This window comes from Labrys monachus, from assembly GCF_030814655.1.
Taxonomy (GTDB): domain Bacteria; phylum Pseudomonadota; class Alphaproteobacteria; order Rhizobiales; family Labraceae; genus Labrys; species Labrys monacha.
In genome coordinates this window covers 6458570-6470060 of the sequence record NZ_JAUSVK010000001.1, presented here as the reverse complement: position 1 = coordinate 6470060, position 11491 = coordinate 6458570, and the positions used below count along the sequence as shown (strand labels likewise).

6 protein-coding genes are annotated in these 11491 nt (G+C 69.6%); 5 read left to right on the top strand and 1 reads right to left on the bottom strand.

Features of this window, described 5'->3' with window-relative positions; genetic code table 11:
* Positions 1 to 103: 103 nt before the first annotated feature.
* The 5 genes from J3R73_RS29475 to J3R73_RS29455 all read left to right on the top strand — a co-directional run bounded on the left by J3R73_RS29475 (position 104) and on the right by J3R73_RS29455 (position 5118).
* Entirely contained in the window at positions 104 to 868 is a 765-nt protein-coding gene (locus tag J3R73_RS29475; RefSeq protein ID WP_307435921.1) for a response regulator transcription factor, read from the top strand.
* Positions 819 to 2375 carry an ATP-binding response regulator gene (locus tag J3R73_RS29470; protein WP_307435919.1) on the top strand — a complete coding sequence of 519 codons (1557 nt, stop codon included), beginning with the start codon at positions 819 to 821 and terminating at the stop codon, positions 2373 to 2375. Before J3R73_RS29475 ends, J3R73_RS29470 begins: the two co-directional genes overlap by 50 nt.
* Complete coding sequence (locus J3R73_RS29465; RefSeq protein ID WP_307435917.1) at positions 2372 to 3592, top strand: ABC transporter substrate-binding protein; 1221 nt, start codon at positions 2372 to 2374, stop codon at positions 3590 to 3592. The genes J3R73_RS29470 and J3R73_RS29465 overlap by 4 nt, the downstream gene beginning before the upstream one ends.
* Before the next feature lie 174 nt (positions 3593 to 3766).
* Positions 3767 to 4075 (top strand): ArsR/SmtB family transcription factor, encoded by a 309-nt coding sequence (locus J3R73_RS29460; protein ID WP_307435914.1) that lies wholly within the window; start codon positions 3767 to 3769, stop codon positions 4073 to 4075.
* 11 nt (positions 4076 to 4086) lie between these two features.
* Positions 4087 to 5118, top strand: coding sequence for an aldo/keto reductase (locus tag J3R73_RS29455; protein WP_307437790.1), 1032 nt, complete (start codon positions 4087 to 4089; stop codon positions 5116 to 5118).
* Positions 5119 to 5212: 94 nt separating this feature from the next.
* On the opposite strand, the gene proA is transcribed toward J3R73_RS29455, so the two are convergent.
* On the bottom strand, positions 5213 to 11305 hold the full coding sequence (proA, locus tag J3R73_RS29450) for an anti-phage protein ProA (protein WP_370880042.1): 6093 nt from the start codon (positions 11303 to 11305) through the stop codon (positions 5213 to 5215).
* Between the last annotated feature and the right edge of the window lie 186 nt (positions 11306 to 11491).

Below are 11491 nucleotides of genomic sequence, written 5' to 3'. Positions count from 1 at the left end.
GTATGGAGAACTGCCGTTTGGGCATTCAAGCGAAGAAACGACCGCGAAAGCGCGTATGCCTGCGAAGCTTTTTCGCCCGGCGCACGTCTGCCATGAGACCAGTATGACTGCCTCCGAATCGACCGCTGCAAGGGCCACCGACCTGACGATCCTCATCGCCGACGACCACTGGGTCGTGCGGGAATCGCTCAGGCAGGTTGCCACGAGCCTCCAAGCCGACGTCCGCACCGTCGAGGCAGCGACGTTTCAGGAAGCGCTGCAGATGCTCGAGAGCAATCCGGACATCAATCTGCTTCTGTTCGACCTGGTCATGCCCGGGTTCAGCGAGTTCGACGGGCTGCGCGTCATCCGCCGGAAGCATCCCGCCGTGCCTGTCGTCATCGTCTCGATCCATGAGGATCCCGACTATGTCCTGCGCGCCATCCAGCACGGCGTGATCGGCTACATCCCGAAATCGGCGAATGCCGACGAGATCAAGCGGGCCCTCGAACTGGTCGTCGCCGGCGGCGTTTCCTTCCCGCGCGAGATCATCGCCCGCGCCAGGCCGGACGACACCCATGCGGACGCCAGGCCGATAGCCGGCGCAGACGCGCGGCTCTCGTCCCTGACGCCGCGCGAGAGCCGAATCCTCGGCCTGCTCGGGCGTGGAAGTTCGGTTCTCGATATAGCTGAAGCGCTTGACATCAGCCGCCAGACCGTCCGCGTACATCTGGGCAATGCCATGAAAAAGCTTGACGTCAGCACTAGAGAAAGCGCTATTCGATTTGCGGTCGAAAATGAGACGGCGTTGGACGCACAGGCGGCGAGCAGTGATTCCGATGGAACAGCCCGGCGAGGAGCAAGCAGGACCCCAGCATCTCGCTCATGATGCCGAAGCGTTCATGGGCCTCGCCCATGGCGCCGCCCTCTGGTCGCCGGACGGCACGCTCCTCACCTGCAATCCGGCCTTCGCGCGGCTGTTCAACTGTTTCGCCGGGTCGATTCCCGCGGGCATCGGTCAGCGCCAGTTCCTCGACCTGGTGGAGCAGTCCGGCCTGCTCGTGCAGTCCAGCCAAGCGGGCGGCGAGCCTGCCGATGCCGGCCGCCTCGATATCCTCTCCGGCCGGACGATGGTCTTTTCCGACGGCACCGTGTGCCGCATCGTGGGCTCGCCGTCGCGCGGCGGCGGCACGGTCACGCTCTGCCTCGACGCGACGGACGCCACGCGCAATGCCCGCGCCCTGGAACGGGCCCGCGACTCTGCGGTGACCGCGGACCAGACCAAATCGCGATTCCTGCGCGCAGCGAACCATGATCTGCGCCAGCCGCTCGCGTCCCTCAAGATCCTGATCTACAGCTGCATCGCCTCGACGAACGAGGCGGAGCGCAGCCAGGCGCTCCATGCGATGGACGTGTCGGTCGCCATCATGGAGGACCTTCTGGGCGCCCTGCTGAACATCGGCCAGCTCGACGCCGGAAAGGTCGAGGCCAATGTCACCACGTTCCAGCTGGCCTCGGTGCTGGAACGGCTGCGGGTGCAATATGATCACCAGGCCCGCGAGAAGGGCCTCGATCTGCGCATCCTTCCTTCGAAGGCCGCGGTGAAGAGCGATCGCGTGCTGCTCGAGCGCGTCCTCGGCAATTTCCTCGGCAATGCCCTGCGCTACACCGAGGTGGGGCGCGTGCTCGTTGGCTGCCGGCGGCGCGGACACCTGCTGCGCATCGGGGTCTACGATACCGGATGCGGCATCCCGAAGGAATTTCACGAGGCGATCTTCGACGAATTCTTCCGCATCGCCGAGCAGCAGGACTATCGCAAGCACAGCCTCGGCCTGGGGCTGAACATCGCCAAGCGGCTCGCGCATGTGCTGGGCCATCCCATCCTCGTCGACAGCCGGCCGGGGATGGGCTCGCTGTTCGCCATCGACGTGCCCATCGGCAATGTCTGGCACAGCACCGTCGGCGTGCAGGAGATCAACGAAAGGATCGGCGGGGAATTTGCCGGGCTCGCATGCCTCGTGCTGGAGGACGACGTCCATCTGCGCAACGCCCTCACCACGCTCCTCGAGCGATGGGGAATCGAAGTGCTGACCCTCGAGGTGTTCGACGACATCGCGGCCCGCGTCGCCGGCCTGGCGGGCCGGCCGGACATCATCATCACGGATTACCGCCTGAGAGGCGGCGTGCAGGGAACCGACGCCGTCAACCAGATCAACGACGTGCTCGAACTGCCGTGCCCCGCCGTCGTGGTCACCGCCGACACCTCGCCGGACCTGATTGCGTCCATCCGCGGACAGGGCTTTCCTGTCCTGATCAAGCCCGTCAGCCCTTCGGGCCTGCGCGTCGTCATGCACAATCTGCTTTTCGAGCCCGAACTGGTGCCGGAACTATCATGACCGAGGCCTCGACGACGCAGGAGCCCATCCCGATCGGAAGCATGGTTCCGCTCTCGGGCACGTCGGCCAATGACGGCCGCGAATTCCGCAACGGGCTGACACTCGCGGTGGACGAGATCAATGCGGAGGGCGGCATTCTGGGACGCCCCCTCAGGCCGGTCTTCATCGATTCCGGCCGGCAGACGGCCGAAGAAGTGGTCCGCGCGGCGCGCATTCTCATCCGCGAGCACCGGGTCCACGCCATCATCAACGGCTACAATATCGGGCCCCAGAATTCCGAATATGAGCCGATCGCCGATGCCGGTGTGATCTACATCCATCACAACACCCTTCTCCAGCACCACGACACGGTCGCCAGCGATCCGGACCGCTATTTCGGCTGCTTCATGGGAGACCCGGCGGAATATTGGTATGGCCAGGGCTTCATCAAATTCCTCTCCTGGCTGAGCGAGAGCGGCCAGTGGAAGCCGCACAACCGCAGGATCGCCATCCTTTCGGGACCCAAGCCCTACAGTATCGTCATCGCCAATGCGATGGCCTCGGCCTCGTCCGAATTCGGATGGCAACTGCCCTTCCCGCCGCGAATCATCCGTACCATGGTGAATGACTGGCGCCCGATCATCGAGGAGGTCCGCCGGCACGACCCGGCCGTGCTGGCCGTCACGCAGTTCCATGCCGGCGATCTCGCCAAATTCCATCTGCAGTTCATGGAGGCGCCGATGTCCTGCCTCGTCTACCTGCAATATGGCGCGCTTCACCGCACCTTCTCCAACATCGTCGGCGACAAGGGGCGAGGCGCCATCGTCGGCACCGTCATCGGCCTGCCGCGCGACGAGATGGGCCGGCACTTCGCGCAGACCTACAAGGCGAAATTCGGCCCGCACACGACGCCGGAGATCGGCTGCCAGCCCTATTCGTCCATGCACCATTACGCCATCGCCGCTTCCGTCGCGGGCGGCACCGGCGGACCGGGCGCGTTCGCCATCAACCGCCGCATTGCGAAGGTCCTGCTCAACCTGCCCTATCGCAGCGTCGCGGGCACCGTCCGCTACCATCCGAAATGGCAGGCGGCCGTTCCCTATCCCGACGCCACCCGCGATCCCTCTCTGGGCCTTCCCCATCTGTTCTACCAGCTGCGCGAACCGGAAGATCCGCCGGCACTCATCGCACCGGAGCCGTTCGCCGACGCAGCGTTCGAACTGCCGCCCTGGCTGTAGCGGCGCCCAGACACAGCCGGTGGCGGATGGCAGGGCCGAAACTGAAGTTGGGAAAGTCGCTTTCCGCTCCAGGGCTGGCCTGGCGCTTCGCAGCGAGCGAAGGGCACACGCATTCGCGACGCCCCCCTATTTCAATACTCTTGAAACGCCGAAATTTCCTGCCATAACCGCGGCATGGCGCGAGTCTTTCTCCATCCGGCCGCCGGCGACATCACGCTCGACGGGGTGCTCCATGCGCTGGCCGATCCGGCGCGGCGTGCCATCGTGCGCAAGCTGATGGTGGAAGGCGGCATGAATTGCAGCCGCTGCTGCGCCGACATGCCGCCTTCCACCGTCTCGCATCACCATCGCATCCTGCGCGAAAGCGGGCTGATCCGCTCCGAGAAGCGCGGGGTGGAGGTGGTCAACGTCGTCCGCCGCGAGGAGATCGAGGGCCGTTTTCCCGGCCTGCTCGCCGCCATCCTCAACCAATCCGGAGCATAGGAATGACTGACATGCAATATCGCCAGCTCGGGCGCTCGGGCCTCAAGGTGCCGGTTCTCAGCTTCGGCACCGCCACCTTCGCCGGCGGCAATGAATTCTTCGACAAATGGGGCGGCACCGGGATCGAGGAGGCGACGCGGCTCGTCGACATCTGCCTGGAGGCGGGCGTCAATTTCTTCGACACGGCGGACGTCTATTCGGCCGGCGGCTCCGAGCAGGTGCTCGGTGCGGCGCTGAAGGGCCGGCGCGACAAGGCCTTGATCTCCACCAAGGCGACCTTCCGCAGCGCCGAGGGGCCGAACGGCGTCGGCTCGTCGCGCTTCCACCTCATCCGCGCCTGCGAGGCGAGCCTGAAGCGGCTCGGCACCGACCATATCGACCTCTATTTCATGCACGGCTTCGACGCGACGACGCCGGTGGAGGAGACGCTGCGCGCGCTGGACGACCTCGTGACGTCCGGCAAGATCGGCTATATCGGCGCCTCCAACTTCTCCGGCTGGCACCTGATGAAGGCGCTGGCGACCTCGGAGAAATACGGCCTCGCCCGCTATGTCGCCTATCAGGGCTATTATTCGCTGGTCGGGCGCGATTATGAATGGGAGCTGATGCCGCTCGGCCTCGACCAGGGCGTCGGCCTGATGGTGTGGAGCCCGCTCGGCTGGGGCCGCCTCACCGGCAAGATCCGGCGCGGCCAGCCCGACCAGAGCGGGCGCATCGCCTCGGGCGGCGCCGCCGGCGGCCCGCAGGTCGACGAGGAGCTGCTCTACACCGTGGTGGACGTGCTGGACGCGGTCGCGCAGGAGACCGGCAAGACCGTGCCGCAGGTGGCGCTCAACTGGCTGCTCGGCCGGCCGACGGTGGCCAACATCGTCGTCGGCGCCCGCAACGAGGCGCAGCTGCGCGCCAATCTCGGCGCCCTGGGCTGGAGCCTGACGGCGGACCAGGTCGCCCGGCTCGATGCCGCCAGCCGCCGCCAGCCGGTCTATCCCTATTGGCACCAGATGGACTTCGACGAGCGCAACCCCAAGCCGACCCGCTGGTAGAGCGGGCCCTGATCGCGCCCTGCCCGCCCCTGGATTGCAGGGGCGGGCCCGGCAATGACAAAGGGCGTCGCCCTGCGAGCCTTCAGTCGGGCGCTCAGGCCCTCTTCGCCCGCGCGATCGCCTGGTCGAGCCGGGTCCGGGAGATGGCCGCCAGGCGCTCGACGCCGAGCAGCCGGGCGAGTTCGAGCGCCGGGTCCTCCTCGGCGAGGAGATGGCGGTTGGCGAGCACGGCGCCGGCCAGTTCCGCCAGCGGGATCTCGGCGATGGCGCGGCGCCCCTCGATGTCGTGCGGCGCGCGATAGGCGATGATCTCCGTCACCGTGCCGCGCCGCCAGATGAAGTCGCCGCCCGCCTCCCGCGTGCGCTCGACGTCGCCGAGATGGGCGGCCACGCGCTCGCGGATCTTGGCGCCGGTGCGCAGCCAGCCATGGGCGCGGGCGATGCGCTGCGCGAGGATATCCTCGCGCAGGGGCGCCTCGGCCTCGAGCACCGCCTCGACCATGGCCATGAGCGTGCCGCGGTAATCGGCCTCGTGGAACCGGTCGGGCTCGAGCCGATGGGCGGAGAAGTCGGCCAGGCGGTAGGGAATCGGGCTGGCCGGGAACGGCGGCGGCTCTTCCAAGACCGGCGGATCTTCCAAGACCGGCACTGCTTCCAAGACCGGCACTGCTTCCAAGACCGGCACTGCTTCCAAGACCGGCACTGCTTCCAAAACCGGCACCTCTTCCAAGACCGGCGGGGCCTCTTCCACGGCCGGCAGTGCCTCGGCGAGCGGCCGCGCGGCGTCGGGGGCGCTTTCGGGCACCGGCTCCGCCTCCCTCGCCTCCGTCTCGTCCGTCTCGGCCGGGCCGGCCGGAACGGGCGGCGCCTCTTCCGGCTCCAAGGCGCTTTCTTCCGCCGCCGGGAGCTCGGCCGGGGCGGGCGGCGGCTCCGCCGCGAGGCGGGCGGCGAGCGCCGCCGCCTCCTCGGCCGCCCTCTTCTGGCGGCTCGTCTCCAGGAGGATGGCGAGCGCCGCATGCAGGCGCTCGGCCGTGCCCTTGGGGTCGAACCACCAGTCGGTCGACCATACGCGCACGATCTCCCAGCCGAGGCCGCGCAGCACCTGCTCGCGCACCAGGTCGCGGTCGCGCGCCGTCGCCGAGCTGTGATAGGTGGCGCCGTCGCATTCGACGCCGGCGAGATAGGTGCCGGCCCGGTCGGGATGGCGGATGCCGATATCGACGCGGAAGCCGGAAATGCCGACCTGCGGCACCGTCTGCCAGCCGAGCCGGTCGAGTTCGGCCGCCACCGCCTCCTCGAAGGGCGATTCCAGCGCGCCGACCGAACCCTCGTCCTGCGCCGGCAGCGCCACGGCGCCACGCTCGGCGAAATCGAGGAAGGTCTTGAGGTCGCGGATGCCCGCCGCCTTGACACGGCCGGTATCGATCTGGTCGGCGGTGAAGCCGGAGAAGACGAGCAGCTCCTGGCGCGCGCGGGTCACCGCCACGTTGAGCCGGCGCTCGCCGCCCTCGCGGTTGAGCGCGCCGAAATCCATCACGCGCTTGCCGGCGGCGTCCTGGGAGAAGGTGATCGAGAACAGCATGACGTCGCGCTCGTCGCCCTGCACGTTTTCGAGGTTCTTGACGATGGCCGGCTCGATGCGCTCGTCGGCGAAGAACCATTCGAGCGCGGGCGCGGCGCGGCGGGCCTCGTCGAACAGGTCCTGGATCAGCCCCTGCTGCTGGCTGTTGAAGGTGATGACGCCGAGGGTCGGCCGCTCGGCTTCCGGCAGCTGCAGCCAGGCGCGCAGCCGGACCAGCGCCTCGGCGACGACGGCGCGCGCCTCGATGCGGTTGGTGCGGCTCTTGCCGCGGTCATAGACGCCGTCCGGCACCGATACCAGCCGCACCGCCCGGTCCTCCACCGCCGGCGAGGGAAAGGTGATCAGGCGGTTGCGGTAGTAATGGCTGTTGGAGAAGGCGATCAGCGATTCGTGGCGGCTGCGATAGTGCCAGCGCAGGTCCCGCATCGGGATGCCCGCCGCCTTGGCCTCGTCGAGGATGCTTTCGAGGTCGCGCTCATGCTCGGCGACATCCTCGTCCTCCGCCTCGTTGCGGCCGAAGAAATTGGTCGGCGGCAGCTGCTTGGGGTCGCCGACGATGATGGTCTGCCGGCCGCGGGCGATCGCGCCGACCGCATCCCAGGTGGTGATCTGCGAGGCCTCGTCGAAGATCACCACGTCGAACAGCGCCTGGTCCGGCGGCAGATATTGGGCGATCGAGAGCGGCGACATCAGCATGCAGGGCGCGAGCCTGGCGAAGCTGCCGGGCATGGCGCCGATCATCTCGCGGATCGAGCGGCTGGGGCGCTGCAGCTCCATCTGGTGGCGCAGCAGGCCGAGTTCCGATTGGCGCGGCACCGCCTGCACCGCGGGCAGCCCATGCGCGATGGCGCCGATGACGCGCGCCGCCGCCTGCGCGCGCACCATCGCGTCGATGGCGCGGAAGTCCCGGATGGCGTGCTCGTGCTGGAAGCGGCGGAACTCGCGCAGCACCGGGTCGGCGTCGATGGCGAGCGGCAGCCACCAGCGCCGATAGGCGAGCCGGAACGCCGCCTTCGTCGCGTCGGGGCGGACGCGGCCGGCTTCGACGTCGCCGACGAGGCCGGCGAGCCCATGCGCCTCGGCCGACCGGCGCACCCGGCACCAGGACGTCCAGTCGCGCAGGAGCGGACGCGCGTCGGCGAGCCCCGCCATGGCCGCCATCAGGCCGGCGAGCAGGGCATCGCCTTCCGGCCCGGCCGGGTCGCGGCCTGCCAGCCGCGCGAAGTCGTCCGCCGCCGCCAGGAAGGCGGCGAAGGCCGCGGCATAGTCCAGCGCCGCCGGATGGACGGGGTCCTCCATCGCGCCGCGCACGAAGGGCGCCACGGCGCGGCCGATCGCCCGGATCTCCTCGGGCTCCCGGCCGAGCTGGAGGAGCGTGGCGCGCAGATGCGCCGCATGGGCGAGCCGGCGATTGAGCACAGCGACGTCGGTGTCGAGCCCCGCGAAGGCCACCGCCTTGCCGGCGAGGAGATTGCCGTCGATCGCCGCCAGCCGGTCCTGCATGCGGCGCAGGAGCGGCAGGTCCGTCTCCGGATCGGCGACGCCGGCGGCGGCGTGGGCCTGGAGCTGCTTCTGCACGCGGCGGCGGCCGGCCCAGCGCACCGGCCACAGCGACGCCGCGGCGTCCTTCCACTGGCCGTCGAGCTCCCCGACCGGAATGCGCGGCACCTCGTCCCGCGCGAAGGAGGCCGACAGGCGGCCCTCGGCCGCGCCATAGTCCTCGATCGCCGCTTCGAGCTCGGCGAGCGCCGGGCGCAGCTGCGCGAAATCACGGTCGAACAGGATGAAATGGTCGCTGCCGGTGCCGGCGAGCAGGGCTTCGGCGAAGGCCGACAGCCGCTTCAGCTCGGCCAGCCCGGCATCGTCCCTGAAGGCGAGGCCGATCCGGCCGAGGAACCGCCCGAGCGCCGCGCGCAGAACGCCCGCTGCGCTCCGCAGGGCGGCGGCGGCGGCGAGCAGCCCGTCCTGCCAGGCCGAGGACCATTCGCCGGCATCGACCAGCCGCAAAGCGGGCCGGTCGTCGACGGCGCCATGGACGATACCGATCTCGGCGGCGATCTCCTCCAGCCGGGCGAGGGCCGCCGCGTCATGCGCGTCGAGCGCCGGCCAGGACAAAGCGGGCGCATGCGCCTCCTGGTTGCGCAGGGCGATGCCGAGCGCCTCATAGGCGGTCAGCCCGTTGCCATGCGGCCGGTGCAGCGCCTCGACATAGGCGTTCAATTCGTCCCGCCGCAGCCGCAGCTTCTCGTTGATGGCGATCCAGCCGGAATTGTCGGCCTGGCCGCCGCTTTCCCAGGCCTTGCGGAGCTGGCCGAGGAAGCTGCGGCGGTCCGCCTTGCTGGAATGGAGTTCGAGGCAATGGTCGCCGAGGCCATGCTCGCGCAGGCGGCGATAGACGACGTCGAGCGCCGCCGTCTTCTCGGCGACGAACAGCACCGTGCGCCCGGCCGCCATGCAATTGGCGATCATGTTGGCGATTGTCTGGCTCTTGCCGGTGCCGGGCGGCCCGACGATGATGAAGTCCCGCCCCTCGGCGGCGGCGAGGCTGGCCGCGATCTGCGAGGAATCGGCCGGCAGGAGCGAGACGACGTCCTGCGGCGCGTGGCGGCGGTCGAGCTCCCGCTCGTCCTCGAAGGGCTTGCCGCCGGGATCGAAGGCCTGGTCGGGCGTCTCGATGAGGTGCCGGACCACGCGGTTCTGGCGCAGCGCGCCGCTGCGCTCGACGAGGTCCTTCCACATCAGATATTTGGCGAAGGAGAAGGTCGACAGCGCCGCCTCGTCGACGACCTCCATGCCGGGCACGTCGCGGACGGCGTGGCGCACCGCACCGAGCACGCGCGGCACGTCGACGCCGCTCTCGTCGCGCGGCAGGCCGCCGTCGAACAGGTTCAGCGCGAGGTCGAAGTCGCGTTCCAGGAACTGCAGCAGCGTGGCGTTGAAGCGCGGCTCGTCCTCGTGGAACTTGAGGGCGAAGCGGGAGGAGGCGCTGCGCCGGTCGAGCTTCACCGGCACCAGCAGCAGCGGCGCGCGATAGCTCCTCTCGTCCTCCGGCTTCTTCTTCCAGCGCAGGAAGCCGACGGCGAGGAAGAGCGTGTTGGCGCCGCCTTCGGCGAAGTCGCTGCGGACCTGGCGGTAGAGGTCGACGAGGCGCGTCTCGAGGGTGCGGGCATCGAGCGGCGAGGCGAGCTCGTCGCGCTGCAGCGCCTCGGCGGCGAAATGCCGGTCGAGGTCCCGGCCGCTGACCTCGCGGTAGAGGCCCGGGTCCCGCCCGCCGAGGGGGTTGTGCTCCGGCAGCGAGATCAGGCGGATCGAGGCACCCGCCGCCAGCCGGTCCTCCAGGGCGGAAATGTCGGTGCACAGGAAGGGGATGGTCTTCTTGGTATCCGGGAAATTGAGCAGCCGGTTGCGCAGCGTGAGATCGAGCAGCTTCTTCTGCCAGCGGTCGATGCGCCCGGCGGCGGTGGTCGGCTTGACCTCGACGACCTCGACCGGCAGGTCCGGCGCGGGCGGCAGCGGCAATTCGATGGTCGCTCCGGCCTCGTCCGCCCCGTCGGCCGGGGCGGGCTCGTGCGAGGCGAGCGGGGTGATGCCGCCGCTGCGCGAGCGGCGGACGTCGATGGCCGCCACGAAGGCGGCGGCCTGCCCCTCCTCAAGCCGGCGTTCGACGAGGCGCTGCGCGTGCTCCATCGTCAGCGGCGGGCGGTGGGTGACGCCCGTCGTCTCGAAGACGACCAGTTCCCGCGAGGCCAGGGCCTTGCGGATCTCCATCGCGTCGCGCTCGATCGCGCTGGGCAGGGTGCGCTTCGTCAGCCAGACGCCGGCGGCCGCATGGCCGTCGAAGAGCAGCATGACGGGATGGAGGCCGGCGGCCTCGAGCGCCGCGCCGAACAGCAGCGCGGTGTCGAGGCAGGTGGCGAGCCCCTCCTGCGCGATGGTCGAGGGGCGGCGGATCTTCTGCCCCCGGCTCTCGAAGCTGGCCGGCGGCTCGGCATAGTGCAGCGCCATCGCCGCCACCGCCGAATAGACGGAAGCCGCGAGCAGGAAGGCGCGCCGGGGATCGCCGCTCTGATAGCCGTCCAGCCCGGAGGCATGGCCATGGGCGGCGAGCCTTTCGGCGGCGGTCTTCAGGATCCTGGCGACGGCCGGGTCGTTGGGCATGACGAAGGCCGGCAGGAGCTGGGCCATGTCGGCGACGCCGCCCCACTCGTCGCGCGCCAGCAGGCGCACCGGGACGCGCCGCTCCGCCAGCACGGCGCCGCCCGCCGAGAGCTTCAGCGCGATCTCGCCACGCTCGGCTTCGTCCAGCCCGGCGAGATAGGCCGAATCGAGATCCACCCGGCGGTCGGCCAGCGGCAGGCGGTCACCGGCGGCCAGCCGGTCGACGGTCCAGGTCTTCGGCCGCAGGAAGGGCGGGCTCGAGGTCATCTCGAGCGTGCAGCGCTCGAAGCCCTCTGCGGTCGGGTTGTGGATCGAGACCGCGCGTAGCACGGGGATGGCGTTCTGGAACGAGGCATAGGTGAAGCTCGGCGCGATATCCGCCTCGATCTCGACAACGGGCAAGGATGTGGCGGCACCGTCCGCCGCGACCGCCTCCTCATCGTCCACGCCGCTACCCCTTGCTTCCTGCCGTCGGAACGGACCGCCGAAACCGAAGGCCGCAGGCCGGACCGTCGGGCCCGCGGCCGAATCGGTGCGCGGTCTGCCGCACCGACAGTCTATCCGCATCCGCTCTCGGCGCCACGCCCATGGGCGCCGAAATCGGCTTCGGCCCGTCCCCGGCACCGTCCCGGA